The sequence below is a fragment of the Colwellia sp. 1_MG-2023 genome (genome assembly GCF_030546755.1).
In the GTDB taxonomy this organism is placed as follows: Bacteria; Pseudomonadota; Gammaproteobacteria; order Enterobacterales; family Alteromonadaceae; genus Thalassotalea_H.
Window position 1 is genome coordinate 262,574 of record NZ_JAUOPE010000003.1, and the last position, 26,735, is coordinate 289,308.

25 protein-coding genes are annotated in these 26,735 nt (G+C 37.5%); 11 read left to right on the top strand and 14 right to left on the bottom strand.

The genetic code is table 11. The features are described from left to right. Positions 1–106: 106 nt before the first annotated feature. From cydB to Q4493_RS04995, 4 genes are all read right to left on the bottom strand, one after another. Complete coding sequence (gene cydB / locus Q4493_RS04980) at positions 107–1,123, bottom strand: cytochrome d ubiquinol oxidase subunit II (protein ID WP_303449825.1); 1,017 nt, start codon at positions 1,121–1,123, stop codon at positions 107–109. Continuing rightward, positions 1,120–2,529, bottom strand: a complete 1,410-nt coding sequence (locus Q4493_RS04985) for a cytochrome ubiquinol oxidase subunit I (protein WP_303449827.1) — start codon at positions 2,527–2,529, stop codon at positions 1,120–1,122. Before Q4493_RS04985 ends, cydB begins: the two co-directional genes overlap by 4 nt. 15 nt (positions 2,530–2,544) lie before the next feature. After that, positions 2,545–3,087, bottom strand: coding sequence for a GbsR/MarR family transcriptional regulator (locus tag Q4493_RS04990; protein WP_303449829.1), 543 nt, complete (start codon positions 3,085–3,087; stop codon positions 2,545–2,547). Between the two features lie 246 nt (positions 3,088–3,333). Then, positions 3,334–4,302: a class 1 fructose-bisphosphatase gene (locus Q4493_RS04995; RefSeq protein ID WP_303449831.1), complete on the bottom strand. Its 969-nt coding sequence runs from the start codon at positions 4,300–4,302 to the stop codon at positions 3,334–3,336. 278 nt (positions 4,303–4,580) lie between these two features. On the opposite strand from Q4493_RS04995, the gene Q4493_RS05000 reads away from it, so the two are divergent. Continuing rightward, positions 4,581–7,007, top strand: coding sequence for a zinc-dependent metalloprotease (locus tag Q4493_RS05000; protein WP_303449832.1), 2,427 nt, complete (start codon positions 4,581–4,583; stop codon positions 7,005–7,007). Between the two features lie 184 nt (positions 7,008–7,191). On the opposite strand, the gene Q4493_RS05005 is transcribed toward Q4493_RS05000, so the two are convergent. Further along, positions 7,192–7,353, bottom strand: a complete 162-nt coding sequence (locus Q4493_RS05005) for a hypothetical protein (protein WP_303449834.1) — start codon at positions 7,351–7,353, stop codon at positions 7,192–7,194. Between the two features lie 156 nt (positions 7,354–7,509). Between Q4493_RS05005 and Q4493_RS05010 the strand changes: the two genes are divergently transcribed. Next, positions 7,510–8,955, top strand: a complete 1,446-nt coding sequence (locus tag Q4493_RS05010; protein ID WP_303449836.1) for a PLP-dependent aminotransferase family protein — start codon at positions 7,510–7,512, stop codon at positions 8,953–8,955. After that, the gene (locus Q4493_RS05015) at positions 8,955–10,151 is read left to right on the top strand and encodes a multidrug effflux MFS transporter (protein WP_303449837.1); all 1,197 of its coding nucleotides are present in this window, start codon (positions 8,955–8,957) and stop codon (positions 10,149–10,151) included. Before Q4493_RS05010 ends, Q4493_RS05015 begins: the two co-directional genes overlap by 1 nt. An 8-nt stretch (positions 10,152–10,159) precedes the next feature. Here Q4493_RS05015 and Q4493_RS05020 read toward each other — a convergent pair whose 3' ends face one another. The 6 genes from Q4493_RS05020 to aroQ form a co-directional block, all read right to left on the bottom strand. After that, positions 10,160–10,378, bottom strand: a complete 219-nt coding sequence (locus Q4493_RS05020) for an oxidoreductase-like domain-containing protein (protein WP_303449839.1) — start codon at positions 10,376–10,378, stop codon at positions 10,160–10,162. Between the two features lie 12 nt (positions 10,379–10,390). Then, a complete protein-coding gene (locus tag Q4493_RS05025; RefSeq protein WP_303449841.1) occupies positions 10,391–10,555 on the bottom strand; it encodes an oxidoreductase-like domain-containing protein in 165 nt (54 codons plus the stop codon). Positions 10,556–10,608: 53 nt separating this feature from the next. Next, positions 10,609–11,199, bottom strand: coding sequence for a hypothetical protein (locus Q4493_RS05030; RefSeq protein WP_303449842.1), 591 nt, complete (start codon positions 11,197–11,199; stop codon positions 10,609–10,611). An 83-nt stretch (positions 11,200–11,282) separates the two neighbouring features. Continuing rightward, positions 11,283–12,629: an acetyl-CoA carboxylase biotin carboxylase subunit gene (gene accC, locus Q4493_RS05035; protein ID WP_303449844.1), complete on the bottom strand. Its 1,347-nt coding sequence runs from the start codon at positions 12,627–12,629 to the stop codon at positions 11,283–11,285. A 24-nt stretch (positions 12,630–12,653) separates the two neighbouring features. Beyond that, complete coding sequence (gene accB, locus Q4493_RS05040) at positions 12,654–13,097, bottom strand: acetyl-CoA carboxylase biotin carboxyl carrier protein (protein ID WP_303449846.1); 444 nt, start codon at positions 13,095–13,097, stop codon at positions 12,654–12,656. 58 nt (positions 13,098–13,155) lie between these two features. Beyond that, positions 13,156–13,611, bottom strand: a complete 456-nt coding sequence (gene aroQ, locus Q4493_RS05045) for a type II 3-dehydroquinate dehydratase (RefSeq protein WP_303449847.1) — start codon at positions 13,609–13,611, stop codon at positions 13,156–13,158. A 383-nt stretch (positions 13,612–13,994) separates the two neighbouring features. Here aroQ and Q4493_RS05050 point away from each other — a divergent pair, with 383 nt between their 5' ends. The 3 genes from Q4493_RS05050 to Q4493_RS05060 are packed head-to-tail and all read left to right on the top strand — an operon-like array spanning position 13,995 to position 18,030. Beyond that, on the top strand, positions 13,995–14,378 hold the full coding sequence (locus tag Q4493_RS05050; RefSeq protein WP_303449848.1) for a substrate-binding domain-containing protein: 384 nt from the start codon (positions 13,995–13,997) through the stop codon (positions 14,376–14,378). Between the two features lie 10 nt (positions 14,379–14,388). Further along, positions 14,389–15,582: a hypothetical protein gene (locus Q4493_RS05055; RefSeq protein ID WP_303449849.1), complete on the top strand. Its 1,194-nt coding sequence runs from the start codon at positions 14,389–14,391 to the stop codon at positions 15,580–15,582. A 3-nt stretch (positions 15,583–15,585) separates the two neighbouring features. Beyond that, complete coding sequence (locus Q4493_RS05060; protein ID WP_303449850.1) at positions 15,586–18,030, top strand: EAL domain-containing protein; 2,445 nt, start codon at positions 15,586–15,588, stop codon at positions 18,028–18,030. Between the two features lie 59 nt (positions 18,031–18,089). Here the strand turns inward: Q4493_RS05060 and Q4493_RS05065 are convergent, their stop codons facing one another. Then, on the bottom strand, positions 18,090–19,910 hold the full coding sequence (locus Q4493_RS05065; RefSeq protein WP_303449851.1) for a protein-disulfide reductase DsbD: 1,821 nt from the start codon (positions 19,908–19,910) through the stop codon (positions 18,090–18,092). A gap of 4 nt (positions 19,911–19,914) precedes the next feature. Beyond that, positions 19,915–20,226, bottom strand: a complete 312-nt coding sequence (gene cutA, locus Q4493_RS05070) for a divalent-cation tolerance protein CutA (protein ID WP_303449852.1) — start codon at positions 20,224–20,226, stop codon at positions 19,915–19,917. 161 nt (positions 20,227–20,387) lie between these two features. Between cutA and Q4493_RS05075 the strand changes: the two genes are divergently transcribed. The 3 genes from Q4493_RS05075 (at position 20,388) to groL (ending at position 23,104) form a co-directional block, all read left to right on the top strand. Then, positions 20,388–20,882 (top strand): FxsA family protein, encoded by a 495-nt coding sequence (locus tag Q4493_RS05075; protein WP_303449854.1) that lies wholly within the window; start codon positions 20,388–20,390, stop codon positions 20,880–20,882. A 131-nt stretch (positions 20,883–21,013) separates the two neighbouring features. Beyond that, entirely contained in the window at positions 21,014–21,304 is a 291-nt protein-coding gene (locus Q4493_RS05080) for a co-chaperone GroES (protein WP_169075117.1), read from the top strand. A gap of 147 nt (positions 21,305–21,451) precedes the next feature. Continuing rightward, positions 21,452–23,104 (top strand): chaperonin GroEL, encoded by a 1,653-nt coding sequence (gene groL, locus Q4493_RS05085; protein WP_303449856.1) that lies wholly within the window; start codon positions 21,452–21,454, stop codon positions 23,102–23,104. A 386-nt stretch (positions 23,105–23,490) separates the two neighbouring features. Here groL and Q4493_RS05090 read toward each other — a convergent pair whose 3' ends face one another. Further along, on the bottom strand, positions 23,491–24,390 hold the full coding sequence (locus Q4493_RS05090; protein WP_303449857.1) for a LysR family transcriptional regulator: 900 nt from the start codon (positions 24,388–24,390) through the stop codon (positions 23,491–23,493). A gap of 125 nt (positions 24,391–24,515) precedes the next feature. On the opposite strand from Q4493_RS05090, the gene Q4493_RS05095 reads away from it, so the two are divergent. Together Q4493_RS05095 and Q4493_RS05100 are read left to right on the top strand one after the other, a co-directional pair. Next, entirely contained in the window at positions 24,516–25,205 is a 690-nt protein-coding gene (locus Q4493_RS05095) for a pirin family protein (RefSeq protein WP_303449858.1), read from the top strand. Positions 25,206–25,233: 28 nt separating this feature from the next. Next, positions 25,234–25,860: an isochorismatase family protein gene (locus tag Q4493_RS05100; protein ID WP_303449861.1), complete on the top strand. Its 627-nt coding sequence runs from the start codon at positions 25,234–25,236 to the stop codon at positions 25,858–25,860. The last annotated feature ends 875 nt before the right edge of the window (positions 25,861–26,735 follow it).

Consider the following 26,735-nt stretch of genomic DNA (forward strand, 5'->3'; position numbering starts at 1 on the left):
AGAAGGTAAAAATTTACCCTGTGTTTTTATGCTTTTTTCGTTTAATTTATAAACTGCTTATTCCTGATACGAAACTTCACGAGGTAATTAAGCTCAGTAAACCCATTTAATAATTTAACTTAGTGGTTTTCCCCCAAAATACCCGATAAGAAAAAATGGTGTAAGCAATGATAGTCGGTAACACAATAACGGCACCAACAAAGATAAACATCAATGAATTACGGGCACTTGCCGCTTCCCAAATCGTTATTTTTTGCCACACGATATAAGGATAAAAACTATAGGCTAAGCCAATAAAACATAAAATAAAGATTAACGTGGCACAGAAAAAAGGATACCAACAACCGACATCATTTTTCATCGGCACTTTCGTTAAGTACAAATGTACGGTGCCAAATAAACAAGCAAATAGCACGGTAATGGGCACCATGATTAATATTTGTGGGAAGGTTAACCATTTATCCATTATCGCTTGGTTAAAAGTTAGGTTAGTGACACATACCGCGAAAATACCAATGGCCATTAATAGATTACATTTTTTTGCCCACGCCGCGGCTTTGATTTGCAACTCACCCTCGGTGCGCATAACTAACCAAGCGGCGCCGATAAAACAATAACCGGCTGTGACACAAATACTGGCGAGCATCGAGAAACTATAGCCAAAAAGCGTATCTTCAAAACCGGTAACATAACGCCCCAACATATATCCTTGGCTTAACGTGGCGAGTAATGACCCAGCTTTGAAAGTGAAGTCCCATTTGGTCTTATTTTTACTCGGTGCTTTAGTTCTAAAGTCAAAAGAAATACCGCGTAAAATCAAGCCAACTAACATAAGTGATGTGGGTAAATATAACGTTTGTAAAATAATGGAGTGGGCACTGGGAAACGCAATTAATAACAGTCCTATCGCCATAACTAACCAAGTTTCATTTGCGTCCCAAAACGGCCCGATAGAATATATCATGGTATCGCGTTGTGTCTGATAATTATGCTCGTTGGTATCAAGGGGTAACAACACACCAACACCTAAATCGTAACCGTCTAAAATGGCATACACTAAAAAAGAGAGCGCCATTAGGCCCAGAAATACCGCAGGTAACCAATCATTTTCTGGCATTATCATAAGGCACTCCCTGTTGAAGCGTTATTGGGATCTTCGAGTAGTTTTTCGTTTTGCATATCTGACAGTGTTAACTCTTTTTGTTCTAAATTAATCGCTCTATGCGCCATAACAAATAAGGTGCTGATATAGGCAAAAAGCACAAAAGCATACACGATGGCGTATATGGTTAAGGTGATCATAATATTTTCGGGTGGCGTATCGGTTACTGCATCACGGGTTCTTAGTAATCCGCTCACCAGATAAGGTTGTCGACCAATTTCAGTGACATACCAACCGGCAATCGTGGCAACCCAACCTGAAAAGGTCATTACTATGGTGCTTTTTAATAACCAAGTAGGGAATTGCTTTTTATAGATAAAAAAGTAACAACCTAGCCACGAAGCAAGTAGCATTAATAGTCCAACAGCAATCATAATACGAAAGCTGAAAAATACCGGTGCAACAGGTGGATGCTCTCCTATAAACTCATTTAAACCTTTAACCTCGCCATTAATATCATGAGTTAAAATCAAACTCGCTAAATTAGGTATGGCAATTTCAACATGATTTTCACGAGCTTTTTCATCTGGAATGGCAAATAGCAATAGAGGTAAGCCTTTTTCTGTTTGCCAAGCTCCTTCCATTGCCGCTATTTTTGCTGGTTGATGTTTTAGGGTATTTAAACCGTGTAAATCACCAACAAAAATTTGAATGGGAATGGTGATCGCCGCCACGGCCATGGCAAATTTAAGGGCGACTTTCGCCGAAGATTTATTATCTCCTTGATAAATACGATAGGCAGAAATTCCAGCAACAAAAAAGGCCGCCGTTAGTCCTGAAGCGAGTAACATATGTGTGACACGATAAGGCATAGAAGGGTTAAATATTACCTCCGTCCAGCTTGTGACATAAGCAACGCCATCGATCATTTCATAGCCCTGAGGTGTTTGCATCCAGGAATCGAGTGCGATAATCCAAAAGGCTGACATCGTTGTACCAATGGCAACTAATAAAGTCGCAATGGTATGAACGCGAGCCGAAACTCGCTCACTGCCAAATAGCATAATGGATAAAAAAGAAGCTTCTAAAAAGAAGGCCGTTAATACCTCATAACCCAGGAGAGGGCCGGCAACATTGCCAACCGTTTCCATATAACCAGGCCAATTTGTGCCAAATTGAAACGACATCGCGATACCGGTAACCACACCAATAGCAAAGGTAAGTGCAAAAATACGCACCCAAAATCGATAAATACGTTGCCATGTTTCATCTTGTGTTTGGTTAAAGCGCACTTTGAAAAATAACAACATCCAACAAAGGGCGATGTTGATAGTGGGAAAAAGAATATGAAAACTAATGTTCAATGCAAACTGAATGCGAGACAGCATAAAGCTTAGTTCATTTGGATCCGCAGCAATATCTAGCATGACGGTACAACTCCGTTATTTACTTAAAAATCTGTCTTTGGCATCTAAAATTTTACCTACTCCTGAACCTAGCTTAAGTAGCGTAGATAATTTATCAGAAGACATGTTTTGCAATTCTGTGCTCCAAATCGTGACCATTTCCATTAAGTCATGCATGTCTTGCACACGTTGTTGGGTGTATTTATCTGCTTCATTGGCAGGGTCTTGTAAAAGTGCATCTCTGAAGGTTGATAGTGTTGGGTCTAGTTCACGCTTTCTTCGTTCAATAATCAAGGTGCGGGCAATTTCCCAAATATCTTTAGGTGCTGAAAAATATTCTTTGCGATCACCCGGAATATGTTGAAGCTTAATTAAATTCCAAGACTTTAATTCTTTAATCCCCATGCTGACATTAGAGCGAGAAATTAAAAGCGCATCGCTAATTTGATCGGCATTGAGTGGTTGCTCAGTTAATACAATAAGGGCGTACATTTGACCTAAAGTACGATTTAAGCCCCAGCGAGAACCCATTTCACCAAAATGGGAAATAAGTGATTGTTGCATTGGTGTGATGATCATAGCTATCTCCCAAAAATAAGTTTTAGTTATTTTTGAATTTTCAGTAATTTCTGAAAATTGTAAACCTTTATTGATTTATGTCAATTAATAAAAAGTTTTTTATGAGAAAATGTGTGTTTTGATTGGCACCTTAAGCACGATTTTTCATGATGCTATTAGGTTTTTTGAAGGTTATATTATAATAAAACCTGCCTGCACAATTAGTAATACAGTGTGCAGACAGGCTGAACTTGATTGAATAATAATTTATTGGTAATAAGCTAAGCAGGCTTCTACTTCATTCTTAGAGCCCATGATCACTTCTACACGTTGATGAATACTGTCAGGTTCAATATCCATAATACGTTCCTTAGAAGTCATGGCTAAACCACCCGCTTGTTCAATAAGGTAACTCATTGGATTGGCTTCATACATTAAACGTAATTTATAAGGCTGCTCTGGATTTTTGCTATCAGCAGGATAAGTAAAAATGCCACCACGTTGTAAAACACGATGAATATCACCCACCATAGCGGCAATCCAGCGCATGTTAAAGTTTTTACCGCGCGGACCGGTATCACCTGCCAATAAATCGTTAATATAGTTTTGCATAGGCGCTTGCCAAAAGCGTTGATTTGACATATTCACGGCAAATTCTTTAGTGTCTTGAGGAACTTGTACATTGCGTTCAACTAACAAGAAACCACCATGGGTTCTATCTAACACGTAAAAGTGCGTGCCTTTACCTGTGGTCATCACTAACATGGTTGATGGGCCGTATAATACATAACCTGCGCAAACTTGTTTGTGACCGGCTTGTTTAAATTGCGCTGGATCATCAGCAGCCATGCCTGGTATTGCTTCGTGAATCGAGAAAATAGTACCGATCAATGAATTAATATCAATATTTGAACTACCATCAAGTGGGTCAAACGAAACTAAAAATTTGCCATTTTCATCACCGGCAACGGAATCATCTTCTTCTTCAGACGAAATCGCTTTAACAAAGCCTGATTCTAATAAAATGTCTTTAATTAATTCATTGGCGACAACGTCGAGTTTCTTTTGCACTTCACCTTGAATATTTTCATCTAAGGTTGAACCTAATAATCCGCCTAAGTGCGCTTGACTTACACGAAAGGAAATTTCTTTTGTTGCCGCTAATATGGTTTTTATTAGGGAAATTAAATCTAATGAGACATTATCTTCACGTAAAGCTGGGGCAAGTCGTTGCATTGTTTTACCTAATTTTAAGATTTTTACTCGTTATTGAGTAAATTGTATATTATATTTATTTGGCTTTATTGAACCTTAGCTGTTCAAATAAAGCGGGTGCGTTAAATCGTCAGGTGTGAAAATTCTATTTCTCTTGAATAGCATATAACTGAAAATTAACTATTTTCATTTTGACGTTCATCTTAATTATAACAATAAATTGCCGGTTAATCAGTAGCCATTTTCTCTATTTACCGGTGAAAAATTTCTCTGTATCGCGCAATAGACAAGGAAAATATATGAAATTGCTTAAAAATATTCTTTTATTACTCACCTGTAGTATTTTTTCACTGCACGCGTCAACGAGCTTTGGTGACTTTATAAAAGGAAAAACCTTACAAGAAGGCTACTTTTCTTTTTATTTAGATGATGACGCGGGCAAAGTGTACTTAGCTATTGATAAATTTGATCAAGAATTTCTTTTTCAAAGCTCTATGCCACATGGTATTGGTTCAAATGACATTGGACTTGATCGTGGCCAATTAGGCGATACGCGTTTAGTGCAATTTGAACGAGTCGGCAATAAAGTATTTCTTCGTCAAAAGAATAGTTATTATCGAGCAAACAGTGACAATGTTTTAGAAAAAAAAGCCGTTGATGAAGCGTTTGCCAGTTCTATTATTTGGGGTTTTAACGTTGAATCTACTTCTGAAGATAAAGCGGTTGTTTTAATTGATTACACCCCATTTTTACTTTCAGACATTCATAATATTTCAGATAGATTGAAAAAACGAAAAGAAGGTAATTTTAACATAGACACTAGCCGCAGCGGCTTATATACAAAACGAACAAAAGCATTTCCAAACAATACCGAATTAGAAGCAATTGTGACTTATAAAGGCAGCGGTGCAGGGAAATACTTACGTTCAGTCACGCCTGACAATAGTGCGATGACTGTGAATCTTCATCATTCATTGATTAAATTACCAGATGATAACTATCAAACCCGTGCTTTTCATCCGTACAGTGGCTTTTGGTCACAATCGTATGCTGATTATGCAAGTGCTATCGATCAGCCATTAATTAAGCGCGTGATCCCTCGCCATCGTTTAGCGAAAAAAAATCCATCGGCGAAAGTCAGCGAAGCCGTTGAACCCATTATTTATTATTTAGATGCCGGCGTGCCAGAGCCGGTTAAAAGTGCTTTGTTAGACGGTGCTCGTTGGTGGAATCAAGCGTATGAAGCGATAGGGTATAAAGACGCTTTTCAAGTGAAAATGCTACCTGCTGATGCCGACCCAATGGATGTACGTTACAACGTTATTCAATGGGTACATAGAGCAACAAGAGGTTGGTCATACGGTTCGTCGGTTATTGATCCACGTACCGGTGAAATAATGAAAGGCCATGTAACTCTAGGCTCATTAAGAGTAAGACAAGATTATTTAATTGCTCTTGGTTTAACCTCTCCTTTTGAAACGACAAACACTGACACTTCCGCAATGAAAGAAATGGCATTAGCTCGAATTCGCCAATTATCAGCACATGAAGTTGGGCATACACTAGGTATCGCGCATAACTTTGCCGCTAGCACTAACGATCGAGCCTCAGTCATGGATTACCCACATCCGTTTATTACGCTTAACGATGGTGAAATTGATTTATCAAAGGCTTACGACGATAAGATTGGTGTTTGGGATAAACATGTTATTGCCTATGGTTATAGTGATGTAACCGCAGAAGATGAGCCGACGTTTTTAGCCAATACCATTAAATCTGCTCAAGAAAAAGGCTTGTTGTATGTGTCTGATGCTGATGCTCGTCCTCATTCAGGAGCTCATAACACCGGACATTTATGGGACAATGGTAAAAATGCTAGCCAAGAATTATTAAGAATGCTGGCGGTAAGAGAAAAAGCGCTTGCTGACTTTGGTATCAATAGTATTCCGGTTGGTACACCTCTATCTGAAATTGAGCCAGTGTTAGTGCCAATATATAATTTTCATCGTTTTCAGGTTGAAGCGACGGCTAAATTAATTGCTGGCGTGGATTATCGTTATCAAGTGCGTGAAGAACATCAAAACGTTGAATTGTCTGCTGTTGATGGTAAAACGCAAACCGCAGCATTTGAAGCTTTACTAAAAACGCTTTCACCCGAGGTGTTAACGTTACCTGAACATATCATTAAGTTAATTCCACCAAAAGCTTATGGTTATTATCGTGATCGTGAAAGTTTTATCAGTAATACCGGTTTAACTTTTGATCCTGTCTCTGCTGCACAAGCTAGTGCAAAACATACACTTACTTTATTATTAAACGCGGGACGTTTAGCACGATTACAACAACAAACAATGTTAAATGAAGATATTTTCTCAATCGAAGACCTGCTAGATAAATTACTGAAAGCCACGATTAAAAGTAAGCCTGAAAAAGGTTTGCACGTATTGACCCAGCAGCGTGTTAATCAGCAAGTAGTGGAACATTTATTAGTGCTATGGCATCAAAATGACTTAGTGAGCGAAGTGAGATCTGAAGTGTTTTATTGCTTAACTCAACTGAAACATTGGTTGGCAGAAAATAAAAAATCGAGAAAATATAAAGCCATGACTGCACAGTTTTCATTACTTGAAAATCAGATTGAATATAGCTTAGGGCAGGGGAAATTAATGACGCCTAAATCAACGATTAAAATGCCACCGGGCTCGCCAATTGGGAGTGAATATTAGTTCAGTCTATCTGTTTAAAACGTTAAAAAATGAACCGTTAAGCTAACGGTTCTTTTTTGTATAAAAAACGGCTTGAAGAGGAAGGAATCGACAAGCCGAAGTGCAATATCACTTAATGATAAATAAGTGGGTTGCAAAAATTCAAAAGTCTTAACGCGTGTGATTTTTAAGACTGTTAATATCGTTAGTTTTCACAACACTTTTCAGTTTGATCTTTAACTATTTTCGCTATACGAACCGAGTTTAATGGTGCTTCAATAGTGGCCAAACTTTCAAAAAAATTACTTTTAAAACCTGCACTGAACCATTGACTGAACAATGAATAGTTTGATTTGATTAAACGCATATAAACTCCTTAGTTTTGATCTCATAAAAGTGATGAGATATGAATGATTGATAGACAGTTTACGGAAAATTTGATGTAATAACATACACAAAAAAATAGAAATGAAACCTATACAGTTTTGCGATTAAAGATTAGGTAAATGGACATAACGTTATTATGCGATTACTCGATAAATCATCTTCAGAATTTCTCTATCAACAAGTGATCGATTTTATCGATCGTCAAGTTGAAAGTGGCGTATTGCGAGCAGGAGATAAACTGCCGAGTTTACGAAAGCTCAGCCGCCAATTTGATATCAGCGTGCCAACGGTAAAGCAAGCTTATATTGAACTTGAACGACAAGGCTGTATTTCTGCTCGCCCTCAATCTGGCTATTATCTTAAAGCAAAGCAAGCGAGAACGTTATTACCGATGCGGGCTAAATGGGCTTGCTGTCAACCAGTAGAAGTTTCGTGTCGAAGTTTAATCGAACAAGTGTACGATGCCGTTCATTTACCTGATACTGTTGCATTAGGGATATCTAATCCGGTAAATGCTCATCCGCCAGATAAAGCTTTAGCGCGTTTAATGCGATCTGTGTTAAGTCGAGTCGCTGAAAAAGCGGTGAGTTATGGGCCTATCAATGGTGATGCTAAATTACGATTAACCTTAGCGTTACGCTATCAAGAATTAGGGATTGATGTGAACCATCAAGACATGGTGATCACGAGCGGTGCTCAAGAAGCGCTATCTATCGCCTTACAATGTGTGGCAAAACGAGGTGATATAATTGCTGTTGAGTCCCCCTGTTTTTTTGGCTTAATTGAACTGATTGAAAGTTTAGGGATGAAAGCGCTGGAAGTATACACTTGTACTGAAGAAGGCGTGTGTGTCAGCGAATTAGCTAAGGTTCTCGATCAACATAAGGTATCAGCCTGTTTATTTTCAACGGCAATTAATAATCCGCTTGGCTCTTTGATGACGAACGAACAACGTCAAGCCTTAGTTAAGTTGCTAGAGTCTCGTGATATTCCTCTTATTGAAGACGATGTTTATAGCGATATTTATTTTACTGAAAATAGACCTGTGCCAGCGCAGCTATATTCTGAAAAAGGCTTAGTGATGACGTGTTCATCTTTTTCAAAAACTGCTGCACCTGGATATCGAATAGGCTGGTTAATTCCCGGTAAATTTGAAGAAACGGCGAAAAGAATTAAACGTGCTCAATCTTGTTCTACCGCTATGCTTCAGCAATGGACATTAACGGATTATTTATTAAGTGGTGAATATGATCGTCATTTACAAGTACTGAGGAAAACTTTACGTTATAACCTTGAGCGAATGAGAGAACTCGTTGCGGAACATTTTCCTCATGAAGTTTGTATTTCAAAACCACAAGGAGGTAGCGTGCTTTGGATACGCTGTCGCTCTCATGTTGATACTAGTAAAATTTTCTTAAAAGCGATTGAGCAAGGAGTAAGTTTTGCTCCAGGAGAAATTTTTTCACCTTCAGGACAATACAAAAATTATATGCGTTTAAGTTTTGGAATTAAATGGAGTGAAAAAATCGATCATGCTTTGGCAACGTTAGGTAAACTTGTTTATGAGTATTCGAAAAAATAATGACAAATTCTGATCAAACTACTCATCAAGTCTCGTTAAAGCTCTTATTGCCCTTATTAGCTTCAATCATTGCACTTTCTCCTTTAGCGATTGACATGTATTTACCTGCCATGCCAATTATCGCCGAGCAACTTTCTACCAATATGTCATCTGTTCAAAATAGTCTCAGCATTTATTTGTTAGGTTATGCATTAGGGTTATTATTTTTTGGACCATTGGCAGATAAATATCGCCGAAGAACATTAGTCATGATTGGCATTTCGGGCTTTACCTTGGTGAGTCTAGCTATTCCATTTACAACGTCAATTGAACAATTTTTAATCTTGCGATTTGCACAAGCGTTTATCAGTAGTGCTGCAACAGTGGTTGTCCCTGGGACAATCAAAGAACGTTATGGCAATAATACCGCGAAAGGTTTTTCTTATGTTTCAATGATTATGATGGTTGCACCAATGATTGCACCAAGTATCGGTAGTGTTTTATTGCTACATAGTTGGCAGGCGATATTTACGGTATTAGGAGTGTATAGCCTATTCATTTTGACTCTCGCTTATCGCTTTTTACCTGAAAAGAAACAAGCTGTCGAGGTAGGAAGCGTTAACTTTTTAGCGCGATATAAAGTGGTATTGGGTCATAGAAAGTCACGATTAGATCTCTTAAGTTCTATGGTTATTTCATTAGCTTTTTTTGCGTTTATTACCGCTATTCCCTTTGTTTACTTAACGGTTTTTAAAGTGTCTGAATTTACTTTCAGTTTCCTCTTTGGCATTAATGTACTTACGTTAATAACCGCCCATTTTATCAATACTCGTTTAGTGACAAGAAAGGGCTCTAGAACTATGCAGTCTTACGGCTTAGTGGTTGCAATATTAGCTTCCAGCGGGTTAGTCGTAGTGCAGTATTTTCAGTTTTCGCTTATTTATACGGTCGTGGCGCTTTTACCTTTGATGGGCAGTATTTCAATGATTGCTGTAAACACTGACGCCTTAATTTTGTTAGAGTTTAATCGAGAGTCAGGTACTGCAACGGCTGTTATAGGAACATTACGTTTTGGTATTGGTTCACTGGCAGGGCCAATTCTTGCGTATTTTTATGATGGCAGCGCATTACCTTTTGCGATGTTAATGTGGGGTTCGGTTATTGTAGTTTTACTATGCCAATTGTCACATTGGGTGAGAAACAGCGCGAAAAGTTAAATACCAGTTTATCGGTATGTAGTATCTATTTTTTGTAATGGATTTTGAGTAGATTCGACTATGATTTCAGGGTTTTCTGGGCTTTCAGTTTGTTGTTGCCACTTTTTTAAGTCAGCATAATGTTGGTCCCATACACAAGGAGAGCAAGCACCGCCGCCACAACAATCATCATCGGCAGGCGGCACGGGTTTAGTCGATAAGGGTGAAATTATAATTGGTTTAGTCATGATCAGATTAAACTAATCGTCATCTTTTTGATTGGCTGCTTTTTCTTGCAATTCAACTTGCTGTAAACGCCACTTTTTACGCTCTGCATAGTAAAGATCCCATACACAAGGTGTACAGGCTCTATCGCAACATTCTCCATCTGCGGGCGGTTGTGGTTTTTCTAATAATTCAGACATAGGATGAATTTGCTCTAATAATTTTTCTACTAACGTTTGTAAAGTGCCTTAGATTAATCTTGATATCCCCAAGGAGCAGCAGGTGTTTTCACTGGTTTTGTTAAATCAAAATCTACGCGAAATTCTCTGCCTTGTCTGATCAATCGATAAGTAAATTTTTCAGGGTAAATATACATTTGCCAAGTATTGCCTATCGATTGAGGAATACCGCCTTGAACAAATGTTTCTTTTGAGTATTGATCTGCAGGAAAAGATTGTACTTGTGGCCAGCCTGCGTCAACGGTATGCCCACCATACATAGTTAATTCATCATTACTGCCGTCTTTGTGGCGATGATCATGCTTTAACGATAAACCAGAGCCGGTTTTAGTAATTATCCATGTTCTTGATGCATCTTCACCAACATGAAACGGAATATGCAGAGTGCTATCACTACAACTTCTCACATGCATAATTAATTCTTTGTTAGCAAATCCATCACTTTTGGCATTATCTACGGTAACGGTTCCTGTAAATGCTTTACCACAATGCTGCTTGATGTTATTGAAAAATTGTTCATGACTATCAATCGACACTAAGGGCGCATCGGCCAAGGCGTTTAAGGAAATAAGAGCAATAAATATTGTAGTTATTAGTTTTTTCATGGCGTGGTTACCTGTAATTAATTCACGGGTAGTGTAAACAAAAAAGCCTGCATAAGCAGGCTTTTTATCGACGAGAATAATGATTATTCGTTTTCAGAAAGTTTCTTTTCTAAATAATGGATATTTGCTCCGCCATTGACAAAACCTTGATCATTTAAAATATCTTTGTGTAAGGCAATGTTGGTTTTAATCCCATCTATGACTAATTCATTTAAAGCATTGCGCATACGAGCAATAGCTACATCACGGTTATCACCGTAAGTAATTAGCTTACCGATCATCGAATCATAATGTGGTGGCACTGAATAATCAGCATAAATATGAGAATCCCAACGCACACCCATACCACCAGGAGGATGGAAGCGGGTTATTTTACCCGGTGAAGGGATAAAAGTTCGTGGATCTTCAGCATTAATACGACACTCAATTGAATGGCCTGCAATTTTTATATCTTCTTGGGTATAAGATAAAGGCTGACCAGCGGCCACTCGTAATTGCTCTTTAATTAAATCAACGCCAGTGATCATTTCAGTCACAGGATGTTCCACTTGAATACGGGTGTTCATTTCAATGAAATAGAACTCTCCGTTTTCATACAAAAACTCAAACGTTCCTGCGCCACGGTAGTTAATGTCGATACAAGCTTTACAACATCTTTCGCCAATCTTAGCGCGCATTTCAGGTGTAATACCTGGCGCTGGAGCTTCTTCAACTACTTTTTGATGACGACGTTGCATAGAACAATCACGCTCACCTAAGTGAATAGCGCCACCTTGCCCATCAGCAATAATTTGAATTTCAACATGACGTGGGTTTTCAAGGAATTTCTCCATGTACACCATATCATTTTTGAAAATTGTCCCTGCTTCTCTTTTTGTGAGTGCGATCGCTTCGAGTAATTCTTCTTCAGTGCGAACAACACGCATACCTCGACCACCGCCGCCACCAGCTGCTTTAACAATTACTGGATAACCAATACGCTTACCGTGAGCGATATTGAGTGCATCATCGTCTGTTAATGGTCCATCAGAACCAGGAACACAAGGAACACCAGCTTCTTTCATGGCCTTAATTGCTGCAACTTTATCCCCCATAATACGGATGCTTTCTGCTTTAGGGCCGATAAAAGCAAAGCCTGATTTTTCTACTTGCTCAGCAAAATCAGCATTTTCAGCTAAAAAACCATAACCAGGATGAATGGCAACAGAGTTAGTAACTTCTGCTGCTGTAATAATGGCTGGTATATTTAAGTAACTATCAGGTGCCGGCGCTTTACCTATACAAATAGTTTCATCTGCTAATAATACGTGCTTGAGGTTTTTATCTGCTGTGGAATGTATCGCAACAGTTTTAATACCTAGCTCTTTACAAGCACGCAGTATTCTCAATGCAATTTCGCCTCTATTGGCGATAAGTACTTTATCTAACATGGAATTACCCTTATTTTAGTGGGCTTATTCAATGATGAATAGCGGTTGGTCGAATTCAATAGCATCTTCGTTATTGGCTAATATCTCTTTAATTACGCCAGATTTATCCGCTTCAATTTGATTCATCATTTTCATTGCTTCTAGAATACATAAAGTATCGCCAGCATTAACATGTTGACCAACTTCAACAAATGCAGGAGCGTCAGGTGAAGCTGATGCATAGAAAGTACCAACCATTGGAGAGCGAACTACATGGCCTGATATCGCAGCTGGAGCCGCAGGCTCAGCTGTTGGAGCTACTGGAGCTGGAGCAGCAACGGGTGCCGCTTGTTGAACCATTGGTGCGGCTTGCATTACTGAACCGCCGCGGCTAATTCTTACAGACTCTTCACCTTCTGAAATTTCTAATTCATTGATTCCTGACTCTTCAACCAGTTCAATTAATTTTTTTATTTTACGAATATCCATGAGATTACCTTTTAACTGTTTATATTATGTAAGTTTATAATTGATTTATTTACATCAATTATGACAAATTCTTTGTTAAGTACTGATGAGCGCTCGTTAATGCGTAGCCATATCCAATAGGGCCTAAGCCACAAATTACGCCTTGTGAAACATCCGATAAATATGAATGTTTTCTAAAATTTTCTCTGGCATGTACATTAGATAAATGTACTTCAATAAATGGGATATTTACTGATAATAATGCATCTCTCAATGCAACGCTGGTATGCGTTAATGCTGCAGGATTAATTATTATAAAATCAATCGCTTGAAATGCTTGATGTATTTCATTTATTAATTCAGATTCAGCATTGGTTTGAAAATGAGAAAGTTCAATTTCAAGATCATTAGCACGCAGTGTTAGATCATTTATTATGTCATCAAGGGATAATGAACCGTAAATCTCAGGTTCACGTTTACCCAACATATTTAAATTCGGTCCATTTAGCACTAAAACTTTAAACTTTGCTGCCATTTTCTGAGAAACACCTAATAAAAGTCGTTATAAATAATATCATCACATAAAAAGCGTTATGATGGAATTGTTTATGACAAATTATATAAATTAAATCAATTTTCCGATTATTATAGTGTTTTCGACGAATTTAGCAGCAAAATACTGGTCTAATCTCTTTGCCTGAAAAAATATCGTAAAAGTTATTCAGATAAAGTTTTGTTATTTCATTAGTTTTGGCTAGACTTATAGTTGGTTGTTTCGTTTCTATTTGTAGGATTTTTAGAGACTTAGCATAAACGCAGTATTGAATATTACACCATACTGCTAGTGATTGTTTTGGATTAATTGATAGGGACATTGTCATCAATCGTTTTCTTTATTTTTGTTTGATACTATTTTTTATGGTGGTTGCATCGCCTATTAAGGCTATGCATGTCATTACCCATGCCTCGGTAAAAATAGAATCAATAACTCCTGCTCAATTGCGGCGAATTTATTCAATACGTCAAACGCGTTGGGCAAGTAGCACACCTATCACTGTTTTTGTTTTACCGAGTCAACACACTATTCATAAAAATTTTGCAAAAAATACTTTAAATATTTTTCCGTATAAGCTTGATCGAGTTTGGAACAAGTTAACTTTTTCTGGTTTAGGTGTTGCCCCAACGATTGTTCAATCTCAAGAAGAAATGCTTAAAGCTGTTAGTAGTACTCCTGGAGCTATCGGGTATGTTGATGATTTAAATAAGGAAGTGGATGTTAATGTTCTTAATATTTCAATATAACGTCAATTATATGATAAGGATTCGTTATGCTTTTGCATTCGTTGCTATGCTTTTTATCGGCCAAGTGAACGGGCAAGAAAGCAATAATGAAGCATGGCAAGTGCATGGTTTTGTTGCTCAAGGATTAATTGATGTTGACGGCAGTAGTTTTGTTAATAATGACGGTGCCTTATCGGCAGAGCTAACTGAGATTGGCATTAATGGCTCATATCAATTGAATGATTACGTTAGAATTACAGGCCAAGCTGTCTATTTAGATGGTGGAAATCGTTATGTGGAAGGGGCAAGAATTGATTACGCTTTATTAGATTTTGGTGTCTTTCAAGATGATAAATGGTTAGTGAATTTATATTTAGGTCGATTTAAAAATAATAATTGGCTTTATTCGAGTACTCGAGATGTACCTCATGCACGTCCGAGTATTATTTTACCACAGTCAAAATATTTTGACGGCTTTAGAGATATCGCTATGGGTAGTGATGGTATCTCAGCCAAAGTTGTTTATAGCTCTGAGAATTATGGCGACTTTGATTTTTACTTTAGCTATGGCTCATCTTCTTTAGAAACTGAAGATGTAAAATTATTATTAGGTGATTTAGTTAAAGGTAAAGGTAAACAGCGATTCGATGCACAAGCGAGTTTATATTGGCAGCCGCTCTTCTCACCTTGGCAATTGGGTGTTTCATTACTTGATTCTGACTTTTATTATGAACGAGCTAATTCTGACCTATATGCCGATGGGCTTTTTAGTTTTCAGCAGCTAAGCAGTAGTTTTCTTTATGAAGGAGAAAAATGGGAGTTTAGTGGTGAAATTACTCAATCAAAATTTACTCAAAATGGTTTTTATTTTGAGGAGTATAGCAGAGGAACTACAGGTTTAGGCGCATATGTTCAATCGAGATTTCAATATAATAATCAATTGTCATTATTAGCAAGAGTTGAAAAGTTTTATGCGGATGAAAAAGATAAAAATGGTAGTCAATTAGAAAAAAATACTGGGGGGGCTGTGCCCAGTTATTTCGGCTATCAAAATGATATCACGGTCGGAAGTTCATTCATGCTTGCAGATAATATGAGAGTTGATATAGAACACCATTGGGTTGAAGGTACGTCACGATTAACGCCGGTAATTTCTCCTAACAAGGAGTTAAATAACCAGCGAAGGTGGAGTATGTGGGCCGTTCAGTTTATGTATTGGTTTTAATTGATGAAAAAAATATTTGTTAGTGTTCCTGCCAAATTATTGATTTTGGTAGTAAGTGCTTTGTTGTTGCTCAGCGCTGGTATTTCACTGTTGTCAATTTCTCGCTTGAATAATGAGTTTAAGCAGTTTCAAGTTGAAAAAGTCGATCAAAGTAAAAGTCAGCTAGCATTACACACAGGGATTGCACGTGAAAAATTAAGCTTATGGGTTGAGTCATTTACTGATGTTGTACAAACCAATAACAATAATAACTTAACTAATCTTTCCAAGGCGTTAGCTCGACAAATTGATGCATTACAACTTAATCATAATGTTGAGCATGTTTGGTTTATTGATAATAATAATCAAGTGCTTTTTAAAACGACTCAATTAACCAAGTATATTGAAAACACCGCAAATAACGTTCTCTCTGAACAAGAGCCATTTCATCAATTGTATTGTGATAAGTTTTGTGAGCAACTCATTGCAGTACCAATATTAAGTAGCCAAGGTGATTTAGCGGTTATTGTGATGACGATGTCGCTTGTCGATGTGATTTATTCAATTAATCAAGCCTTAAATAGTGAAATAGCTGTGGTTAGCTTTGATAAAAATCATCAGGTTTTTGTATCAGATGCGGAATTTTTATCTACGTCTAACGTTGGCTTGATGCAAGGTCTTTTCGATAATATTGGCAAGAATATATTAGTTGATGAAGTGAAAGAGCTTGGTTTACAAATTGATATTCATAGTAACAGCTACTTGATGAATTTAATTCCTTTAGCGGAAGCCAATAATAAGCAATTTTATTTATCTTTAGTTGATGACGTTACTTCAATAAAAGACGAATATAAACAGTATCGATTTAAATTTTTACTTTCTACTTCATTGATTTTTATCACCCTCGCTATTTTGGTTTATCTCGTTGCTAACCCTTTTACTAATCGAATATTAACCTTATCAAATGCCTTACCTCTTTTAGCGAAAAAAGAATTTGAACAGTTTCGTAAAATACGCTTAAAAAGACGTCGATTATTAGCGGATGAGTTAGATATTGTTGCCGACTCTGCTACAGAATTAAGCTATGAACTTGAGCAACTTAACATTGAGGTAGAGCAAAAAACGAAAGAGCTCGAAAATATCGCGATGTATGATTTACTGACCGGTTTACCCAATCGTAACATGCTGAACTATCAAATTAGAAAAGCAGTGGCGAATATTTCTCGGTACAGACAAGGTGTAGCTATCTTGTTTCTTGATCTTGATGACTTTAAAAAGGTAAATGACAGTCATGGGCATGGAGAAGGTGATAAATTACTCATTGAAGCTGCAAACCGCGTCCGTTTAAGTATTCGAAATGTTGATTTGGCTTGCCGTTTTGGTGGTGATGAATTTGTTATTGTTTTAAATAATGTTAAATCTGCTGAAGAGGCAAAACCAGTTGCCCAAGAGATTTTAGATCGTTTTAAAAAGCCAATAAAAATTAATTCTAGTATCTTTTATGTTTCTACCAGTATCGGTATCGCTTTTAGTGATGATGAAACCGTTAAGGCGGAACAACTGGTTAGTCATGCTGATATTGCCATGTATGAAGCTAAAGATAATGGTGGTGATCAATATCATATTTATCATCAAGACATGTATCAGCGTGTTGCACACCGAGTCATGATGGAGTCTGAGGTACGTCAAGCATTAGCTAAAGGTCAATTCAGTTTAAGTTTACAGCCACAAATTGTCGCGAAAAGTAAGAAGCTTTATGGGTTTGAGGCATTGTTAAGATGGAAACACCCTGAAAAAGGCATGATATCTCCGGATGATTTCATTCCAATTCTTGAAAACTCTGAACACATGGTTGAATTGGGCTATTGGATCATCCGTCGTTGTTTTGAGCATTGTCATCAGCTAAGAAGCTTAGGTTTGCAAGATGTTCGTATTGCAATAAATTTATCAGCAGGTCAATTTATCGATGTTAATTTACCTAGTTTCTTACGTTCATTGTTAGAGGAATTTAACCTACCTGCTAAATGTTTTGAATTAGAGCTGACCGAACAAACATTAGTGAAAGATATCGATCGCGCTATTGAAATGATGGATTCATTAAAAGACATTGGTTTCAGTTTTGCTATTGATGATTTTGGTACGGGGTATTCATCACTCGCTTACATTAAAAAAATGCCGGTTGATGTTATTAAAATAGATAAAAGTTTTATTTTTGGTATGTTAGAAAATCATGCTGATTATCAGATCATTATCTCGACCATTGCTATGGTTAAAAATTTGGGCTTGAAAGTTGTTGCCGAAGGGGTGGAGACGGGGGCTCAACTAAGAAGTTTGGCAGAGAATGATTGTGATATTATTCAGGGATATTATTTTTCTAAACCAATACCTGAAGCGGAGCTATTTGATTTTATCGCCAATCAAATAGCGGATGGTTATTGGAAAACAACGGCTCAAGTTATCTTTGATTAAAGATAACTTGAGCCTTATTATTTAACACTTGTAAATTTGAAGTTGAAAAACTTTTCTGGCTAAAAAATAGCATTTAAATGTGCGGCAAATGGCTCCGCAGACATAAAGCCTGTAACACGCTGTGTTGTTAATTCATTTCCTTGCAAATCAAAGAATAAAATTGATGGCAAGCCAAATACTTCAAAGTGCCCCATAAACTCGACGTTTTCATCTGTGCCCATATCGGTTAAATCTATTTGAATCATTACGGTGTTCAACAATGCCTGTTGCACTGCAGCATCAGGGAAGGTGTATTCTTCAAACTCTTTACAAGCAATACACCAGTCAGCATAAAGGTCAACCATGACGGTTTTTCCGAGACTATTTGCTAAGCTTATTTGCTCTTGCAATTCAGATAAAGACGCAACTTTAATAAACGTGTTTTCTGAGTGTTCAACGGCTGTGTTTGATGTTTGAGGATGAACTAAATGGTAAGCTTTTTGAGCACCATAGAACATCATTAGGAAAATGATTAAACTTCTCACCCCAAAAGCAAAGTTGGTTTTGGTTTCCTTATTTACCACATAAAAATAAGTGGCACTTGCTAATAACAAATTTATCCATAATATTTGCGTTAATATCGCAGGAATAAAACGCTCTAATAAGAAAATAGGCACGGCTAATAACAGTAAACCAAAGATATTTTTGATGACGTTCATCCAACTACCTGCTTTAGGTAAAATTTTCCCGCCTGAACTGCCTAAAATTAATAACGGTAACCCCATACCTAGGCTCAAAGCATATAACGCAGAAGCACCTAAGGCGATGTCGCCAGATTGTGAAATGTATAACAAAGCCCCAGTCAGTGGCGCAGTTGTACAAGGCGAGGCAACTAAACCTGAAATGGCGCCCATCATTAACACTCCCCAATATGAACCGCCTTTTTGACCATTGCTGATATTGTTGAGTTTGTTTTGCCAGCTACTTGGCAGCGCTAAGTTAAATAAGCCAAACATTGAAAGCGCTAAAAAGATGAACAATATGCTTAACGCTATTAATACATAAGGGTGTTGAAACATGGCTTGAAATTTTGCACCAGCAAGGGCAACGACAATCCCTAATGCTGTATACGTAAGTGCCATACCTTGCACATAAAAGAAGGATAGGCTAAAAGCTTTTTTGGTAGATAATTTGCCTTTTTGACCGACAATAATCCCCGTTAAAATTGGGTACATTGGAAATACGCAGGGCGTAAAAGACAACAATAATCCGCCGACAAAAAAGGCTATTAATGTAAGCCAAACATTGTTGCCAGCTAACATAGCCGCTAGCTCATGTTGTTCACTGACATCAGTATCAGCGTTAGTAGCAACAGTCGAGTTAGACGAGTTCTCTGTTGATTGGGAAAGCGCAGAAAATACCGTGGAATTATTGGAATTGATGCTACTTAAGCTGATCGTTTGGCTGTTCGGTGGAAAACACAAGCCTTTCTCGGCACAACCTTGATAACGAATATGTAACTGTCCATTTGACGAAACTGAGGTTAAAGGTACGGTAAAAGCTAACTCACCTTTATATATTTGTTGTTTGCCAAAAAACTCATCTTCATGGTCAATACCAATTGGCAATTTAACTTCAGCAATTTCGCTATTTTCAGCGGTGAATTTAAATTGTTTTTTGTATAAATAGTAACCTTCGGCAATGTCGAACGTTACAACAACTTGATTATCTTTTTGGTCAAAATTAAAAACAAAGGCTTGTTCTGGTTTTAAAAATTCATCTTCATTGCTAAAAAGAGATGAGGAAGTGTCAAAAATTGATTGTTGTGCAACAGCTGTAAAGCTCATCTGAGTGAAAAATAAAAGCGCGAACACGAATAGGGCACGTGATAATTGATTCATAATGTTAATTCAATGATTCTTTGATCCAGTTTAAATAATGCGTATCGCCCTGCTGGATGTTCAGCGCGATAACTTCAGGCGTATCATAAGGATGTAAGCGTTTGATTTCACTACTCACAATGTCAAATTTAACACTCTCGGTTTTTATCAATAACTGTATTTCTTCGCTTTGTTCAATAACGTCTTGCCAACGATAAATAGACATTACATTGGGAACTATATTGATACAAGCGGCCAATTTATGTTGCACTAAATGTGTCGCTATTTCTTTAGCAGACCCCATCGTTGGGCAAGTACAAAGCACAATTTGATACATGAAAGTTATTTCCTTAATTTAAGCTAAACAGCTAACTAAACACGCCATTTTTGCTATTGAATCAACAAGCAGTTTAAATTGCAATGACCCTGCTGAAGCTTCATGCTTGAAAAAGACCTGAACAACCCCATATTTGTTTCATCTATCGAAAGAGAAATTTTATGTTTAGAGTTTTATTTTTACTTTTTATTATTGTTCCTATCATTGAAATTATGGTGCTGATGAATGTTGGCGCCATATTAGGCGCGTGGCCAACCATTGGCATAGTTATTTTTACGGCTTGGCTAGGTGCTAAAAATGTCAAACAGCAAGGCATAGCAACATTACAATCGGTGCAAACTAAAATGGCCCAAGGTGAAATGCCTTCTGATGAAATAGTGGCGGGCCTTTTATTATTGATAGCTGGTGTGTTATTGGTAACGCCAGGTTTTGTCACTGATTTTTTCGGACTATCTTTACTTGTACCACAGATACGAAAAGCATTAATCAAATCTGTTCAACAGCATATAACAACAGCTTCAGTAGCTTCAGGTCAAGGTTTTGGTTTTCATGCGCAATCTTATCAACAAAACCCTTTTACCAATGAAACGAATGATTTAGATGAACAAAAACATCAAGGTCACACTTTAGACGGTGAGTTTGAACGTAAAGATTAAAAAAATACGATTTAGGGCTTGTGAAGTATTAAATAAGCCCCATCTTATTTTCACAGGTATTTTTACAACCCAATATTTTAATAACCCTAATTTTAACCTTTAAGTTAAGTAACATCTCGGAGAGAAAATAAATGAGCATTCGTCCATTACATGATCGCGTAATCATTAAGCGTAAAGAAGTAGAGTCAAAGTCTGCTGGCGGTATTGTATTAACAGGTAGTGCTGCAGAAAAATCAACGCGCGGTGAAGTTGTAGCTGTAGGTAACGGCCGTATTTTAGAAAACGGCGAAGTACGTGCATTAGACGTTAAAGTTGGCGATCAAGTAATCTTCAATGAAGGATACGGCGTTAAAACAGAAAAAATTGACGGTGAAGAAGTATTGATTCTTAGCGAAGCAGATATTTTAGCTATCGTAGAATAATTAATCACTTAGTTTGTCGCTATTTAAGCTTTATAGCGACAAAAGTGCTCACTTACTATCGTAAGCTCAGCGCTTTTTCTTTGCTCTCTAGCTAACTAGCTTAAAGCAAAGAATTCATAAATATTTTGAATATAGGAATTTAAGACAATGGCAAAAGACGTATTATTTGGTAATGACGCACGCGTAAAAATGCTGAAAGGCGTTAACGTATTAGCTGATGCAGTAAAAGTAACCTTAGGCCCTAAAGGCCGTAATGTAGTATTAGACAAATCATTTGGTGGTCCAACGATCACTAAAGATGGTGTTTCTGTTGCGAAAGAAATCGAATTAGAAGATAAATTCGAAAACATGGGCGCTCAAATGGTGAAAGAAGTTGCTTCTAAAGCCAATGATGAAGCCGGTGACGGTACTACAACGGCAACTGTTTTAGCACAAGCAATTGTTAATGAAGGCTTAAAATCAATTGCTGCGGGTATGAATCCAATGGATCTTAAGCGTGGTATCGACAAAGCAGTAATCGCTGCTGTTGAAGCGCTTAAAGGTGCATCACAAGAATGTGCAGATAATAAAGCCATCGAACAAGTAGGTACTATTTCTGCTAACTCTGATCAAACCGTTGGTAAAATCATTGCAACAGCTATGGATAAAGTAGGCACTGAAGGTGTTATTACTGTTGAAGAAGGTCAAGCGTTAACTGACGAATTAGACGTGGTTGAAGGTATGCAATTTGACCGTGGGTACTTATCACCATATTTCATCAACAATCAAGAAAGTGGCAGTGTTGAATTAGAAAACCCATTCATTTTATTAGTAGATAAAAAAGTATCAAATATCCGTGAACTATTAACAACGCTTGAAGGTGTTGCTAAAGCGGGTAAGCCACTATTAATTATTGCTGAAGACGTTGAAGGTGAAGCACTTGCAACATTAGTCGTAAACAACATGCGTGGTATTGTGAAAGTTGCCGCTGTTAAAGCACCTGGTTTTGGTGACCGTCGTAAAGCCATGTTACAAGACATCGCAACATTAACGGCTGGTACTGTGATTTCTGAAGAAATCGGTATGGAATTAGAAAAAGCAACGTTAGAAGATTTAGGTCAAGCAAAACGTGTTGTTATTTCTAAAGACAATACTACGATTATCGACGGCATTGGTGAAGAAGCTGACATTCAAGCGCGTGTTGCACAAATTCGTGGCCAAATCGAAGAGTCTTCTTCAGATTACGACAAAGAAAAATTACAAGAGCGTCTGGCTAAATTAGCTGGCGGTGTTGCCGTAATTAAAATTGGTGCAGCTACTGAAGTTGAAATGAAAGAGAAAAAAGCACGTGTTGAAGATGCATTGCATGCAACTCGCGCAGCCGTTGAAGAAGGTGTTGTTGCCGGTGGTGGTGTTGCATTAGTTCGCGCAGCTGACGCGATTAAAGATCTTGAAGGCGATAATGAAGATCAAACACACGGTATTAATGTAGCAATTCGTGCAATGTCTGCACCTTTACGTCAAATCGCGACTAACTCAGGTGACGAAGCTTCTGTAGTATTAAACGAAGTTCGTAATGGCGGTACAGGTAACTACGGTTACAATGCTGGCAATAGCACTTATGGCGATATGTTAGATATGGGTATCTTAGACCCAACTAAAGTAACTCGCTCGGCATTACAATTTGCTGCATCGGTAGCAGGCTTAATGTTAACAACTGAAGCGATGATCACAGACGCACCAGCTCCTGACTCAGCAGCACCTGCAATGCCTGATATGGGCGGCATGGGTGGTATGGGCGGTATGGGTGGCATGATGTAGTGGGTTTTAAATCTATTACTGTAGCTCTAACCATTTAAACGAAAGCCTGAATAGTGATGTTCAGGCTTTTTTATTACTCCTTATCAATATCTAATAACATTGCTATTATGTATTAATTCGGACAAAACGATATCTCTCTTCTAGCCAAGCTTAACACCCATCTTTAAGTTTATGATAATCGTTACTATTCGATGTACGTTAACCATTAGCCTAAACTAGGTATTAAATGGACTAATTAGATTATTCATATGAAGTAACGATAAAATGTAATTGTTTTTACTATGCAAAGATGGCTGAATAAGCTTATTACGAAAATTGCTCTCTCCGTTACACTCAAAATAGAAATAAGCAAGCGCATTGCTTCAGCATTGAATTAGTCTTGTTACTTACTTCAATGCATCGTCATAAAGTTTGGTTACGAATTCCAAGAAGGCTTTAACTTTTGGTATCTTGGCTCGATTTCGAGGGTATAAAGCATAAATATCTATATTCATCATGCTCCAATCAGGTAAAAGTATGACTAGCTGTCCTGACGCAACTTCGTCTCGAGCTAGATATTCAGGTAACACGCCTATACCAACTCCATCAATTATTGTTTGTTTAAGCACTGGAAAATCATTTACTAATAAACGTGGTTTACAGTTTATCGTGTGCTCTTCATTTTTCGTAGAAACTAGTGTTAACTTCGCATCATTATTAACTGGATTCATTATGAGCAATTGGTGTTGAGTTAACAGTTCGATTGTTAAAGGTTTTCCATGTTTAGCAATATATTCAGGGCTTGCGAATAATCTTCGTGTAACGGTGCCTAATTTTTTAGCAATCAATAGAGAATCATGCAACTTTCCAATACGAATCACCACATCAAATCCTTCTTCAATGAAGTCTATTCGCTTATTAATCAAATTAAGTTGTATCGTTATGTCCGGGTATTGAAGCATAAATTTAGCCAAAGAAGGTCTTAAAATGTGTTGCCCTGTCGCAACTGAAGCCCCAACTTTTAAATTGCCTTTATAGCTATGCTGCAACTCAGAAACACAAGCTGTCGCTAGATCTAGCTCTTCATGTACACGTTTACAATGAATTAAATAACGTTTTCCTGCTTCTGTTAAATGTTGAGACCGTGTGGAGCGTTCGAGCAAGGTAATATCTAGCTTTTGCTCTAAGCGTGATACTTTACGGCTTACATTCGCTTTAGGTATGCCCAATCTTTCAGCAGCAAGGGTAAAGCTACCCATTTCTACAACAGCTAAAAAAACCATCATATCATTTAAATCATGTTCCACAGAAACAACCACTGTTGTTAAAAATGAAATTATCTTATCACTTTTTAGGTATTTATTGAACAGTAACTCAGGACTATCATTGTTTGCATAAAGCAATGAACAATTTTTAATAGTCGGAGAAAGGTATGAATGTACTAAGTAAAAAGTCTTTACCGTTGAGCGGTTTTGCAGGGCTAACAGAGCACCGTTTAGTGAGTGATCGTCGTGTGTTTGGTAGTAGAAAAGCACCTAATACATTCGATGGCATTGGTAACTTTGTATACCTTGCTGATGCGCAGTTTAATCCGAAAGGTGAAACCCATATGCATCCGCATAAAGAAATAGATGTTATATCAATCATGATGAAAGGTCAGGTAAGTCATGAAGGATCTTTAGAACACGGACAAAGTTTAAAAGCTGGTGAAGTTCAGGTTCAAAGGGCGGGTAGTGAAGGGTTCTCGCATAATGAAATTAACCCAGACAACACCAAAAATCGCATGTTGCAGCTATGGGTATTACCTGATGAGACTGGTCAACCGGCAAATTACAAACATTACACTCTAAAAGCTAATGGCGTTACTCGTATTTACGGTGGTCACAAAAATCAGAGTGAAACGTTTGATAGTAAAACACTTATAGATGTAGTCAGGTTATCAGCAGGTCAAAGCATCAAGTTTGATCACGAAATACTTGCCTATGTTAGCCAAGGAAAAGCTGAATTTTCTGACGAAAATAATACATTTAACGTTGAAGGTGGCGACTTAATACGCAGCTATAAAACTGAAATATCTACTAATAGCGATGCCGAAATCGTTGTTGTAAGCGAAGTATCATAAATTAACCAAGTAAAAGAGGATATGTAACATGAATAAATTCACAGAAACGTTAACAACTGACAATGCAGTATTAGCAATGATTGATCATCAAACAGGATTGCTAGTAAGTTGCCGTGATCAAGATCCACATTTGATGACTGAAAATATCAAAGGTTTATGTTTTCTGGCAAAAACTGTTGGTATGCCAACAATTATAACAGCAAGTATGCCAGATGGCCCTAATGGTCCAATAATGCCTGAAATTACAGAGATATTAGGCGACGACATTATTGAACGCGCTGGTGAAATAAATGCGTGGAAAAGCCCTGAATTCAAAAAAGCAATTGAAGCAACGGGTCGTAAAAAAATAATTATGGCAGGGATTGTGACCGATGTTTGTTTGATGTTCCCTGCAATTTCAGCCGTGGCGGAAGGGTATGATGTTTACGCTGTTGTTGATGCTTCTGGTACTTGGAATAAATCTGTTGCTGACGCAGCTATTCATCGAATGACGCAAGCAGGCGTGAAAGTCGCTACTTGGGCATCGGTATTAGCAGAAGTCATGGACGATTGGCGCAGTGAAAAAGGCATGGAACTTGGTGGTGTTTTAGGACAGCACACTTCTTACCGCTGGGTATATAATAGTTTTTTGCAAGCTAATCAACCACAGAGCTAGAAAATATCTACCATGTAAGGCACTAGCTTTGCATGGTACCTAATGAGGAACAATTAATGAAAGTACCAAACAAACACTTATTAGCATTAATCAATTACTTGGCCTTGGTTCCGCTAGTCTATTTTATACCTGCATGGTTGCAACCTTACCTACCAACTAACAAGCTACTAGAAGTATGCATTGTTGTGGCGGTTATCGTGCCGATAATTTCCTATGTCGTTATGCCACTAACAATGAAATTGCTTATTAAAAAATAGATTGTCAGTTATCTTTATAGGAATTTTGACATTTACCTGCTTAACAGTACCAATAGTGCTTGTCTTCAAGCGGGAATCGGGTTTTCCTTACTACTGAATATGACAAATATTTCAATCTTGAAGCAATTATTTGTATTACAATTCACCTTAATGACTGCCTTAGTGGCTAAGAAGGTAGTCATTCGCAACCAATTTAGGTTCTGTACTGGAATAATGGTGAACAAAGATACCTACTTTTAATAAGCATGTTATATCATTAAGTTTCAGATATTTAACTAAGCACCTTAATTGATAGGGGGTATAAAATGGGGTATCCCATTCTTTGTTTTATATTTTTTAATGCTTTATCAGTTGTTTAGATTGTATATGGGCAGCATGATGTAATTCATGCTTGTCTAAATCAGTGATAACTTCGTTACTTCACAACTCGTTTAAGAAACACTAAACGTCGTTGTGAAGTGCCTTGTTCTAACATGATTTATTCGGCGCATAAATAATATTAGCTACTTAACGCTTAACGATAAAAACCTGCTTCGGCAGGTTTTTTTGTTATTAAGAGGGCAAGAATATGTAAGTGATCATCTGCTGTAAATCGTTAAATACTGCGTTTCTTCACAA

Bases quoted from the DNA above. Each gene is read 5' to 3' on its own strand.
- cydB (WP_303449825.1), bottom strand. From the start codon at position 1,123: ATGATAATGCCAGAAAATGATTGGTTACCTGCGGTATTTCTGGGCCTA.
- Q4493_RS04985 (WP_303449827.1), bottom strand. From the start codon at position 2,529: ATGCTAGATATTGCTGCGGATCCAAATGAACTAAGCTTTATGCTGTCT.
- Q4493_RS04990 (WP_303449829.1), bottom strand. From the start codon at position 3,087: ATGATCATCACACCAATGCAACAATCACTTATTTCCCATTTTGGTGAA.
- Q4493_RS04995 (WP_303449831.1), bottom strand. From the start codon at position 4,302: ATGCAACGACTTGCCCCAGCTTTACGTGAAGATAATGTCTCATTAGAT.
- Q4493_RS05000 (WP_303449832.1), top strand. From the start codon at position 4,581: ATGAAATTGCTTAAAAATATTCTTTTATTACTCACCTGTAGTATTTTT.
- Q4493_RS05005 (WP_303449834.1), bottom strand. From the start codon at position 7,353: ATGCGTTTAATCAAATCAAACTATTCATTGTTCAGTCAATGGTTCAGT.
- Q4493_RS05010 (WP_303449836.1), top strand. From the start codon at position 7,510: ATGCGATTACTCGATAAATCATCTTCAGAATTTCTCTATCAACAAGTG.
- Q4493_RS05015 (WP_303449837.1), top strand. From the start codon at position 8,955: ATGACAAATTCTGATCAAACTACTCATCAAGTCTCGTTAAAGCTCTTA.
- Q4493_RS05020 (WP_303449839.1), bottom strand. From the start codon at position 10,378: ATGACTAAACCAATTATAATTTCACCCTTATCGACTAAACCCGTGCCG.
- Q4493_RS05025 (WP_303449841.1), bottom strand. From the start codon at position 10,555: ATGTCTGAATTATTAGAAAAACCACAACCGCCCGCAGATGGAGAATGT.
- Q4493_RS05030 (WP_303449842.1), bottom strand. From the start codon at position 11,199: ATGAAAAAACTAATAACTACAATATTTATTGCTCTTATTTCCTTAAAC.
- accC (WP_303449844.1), bottom strand. From the start codon at position 12,629: ATGTTAGATAAAGTACTTATCGCCAATAGAGGCGAAATTGCATTGAGA.
- accB (WP_303449846.1), bottom strand. From the start codon at position 13,097: ATGGATATTCGTAAAATAAAAAAATTAATTGAACTGGTTGAAGAGTCA.
- aroQ (WP_303449847.1), bottom strand. From the start codon at position 13,611: ATGGCAGCAAAGTTTAAAGTTTTAGTGCTAAATGGACCGAATTTAAAT.
- Q4493_RS05050 (WP_303449848.1), top strand. From the start codon at position 13,995: ATGGTGGTTGCATCGCCTATTAAGGCTATGCATGTCATTACCCATGCC.
- Q4493_RS05055 (WP_303449849.1), top strand. From the start codon at position 14,389: ATGATAAGGATTCGTTATGCTTTTGCATTCGTTGCTATGCTTTTTATC.
- Q4493_RS05060 (WP_303449850.1), top strand. From the start codon at position 15,586: ATGAAAAAAATATTTGTTAGTGTTCCTGCCAAATTATTGATTTTGGTA.
- Q4493_RS05065 (WP_303449851.1), bottom strand. From the start codon at position 19,910: ATGAATCAATTATCACGTGCCCTATTCGTGTTCGCGCTTTTATTTTTC.
- cutA (WP_303449852.1), bottom strand. From the start codon at position 20,226: ATGTATCAAATTGTGCTTTGTACTTGCCCAACGATGGGGTCTGCTAAA.
- Q4493_RS05075 (WP_303449854.1), top strand. From the start codon at position 20,388: ATGTTTAGAGTTTTATTTTTACTTTTTATTATTGTTCCTATCATTGAA.
- Q4493_RS05080 (WP_169075117.1), top strand. From the start codon at position 21,014: ATGAGCATTCGTCCATTACATGATCGCGTAATCATTAAGCGTAAAGAA.
- groL (WP_303449856.1), top strand. From the start codon at position 21,452: ATGGCAAAAGACGTATTATTTGGTAATGACGCACGCGTAAAAATGCTG.
- Q4493_RS05095 (WP_303449858.1), top strand. From the start codon at position 24,516: ATGAATGTACTAAGTAAAAAGTCTTTACCGTTGAGCGGTTTTGCAGGG.
- Q4493_RS05100 (WP_303449861.1), top strand. From the start codon at position 25,234: ATGAATAAATTCACAGAAACGTTAACAACTGACAATGCAGTATTAGCA.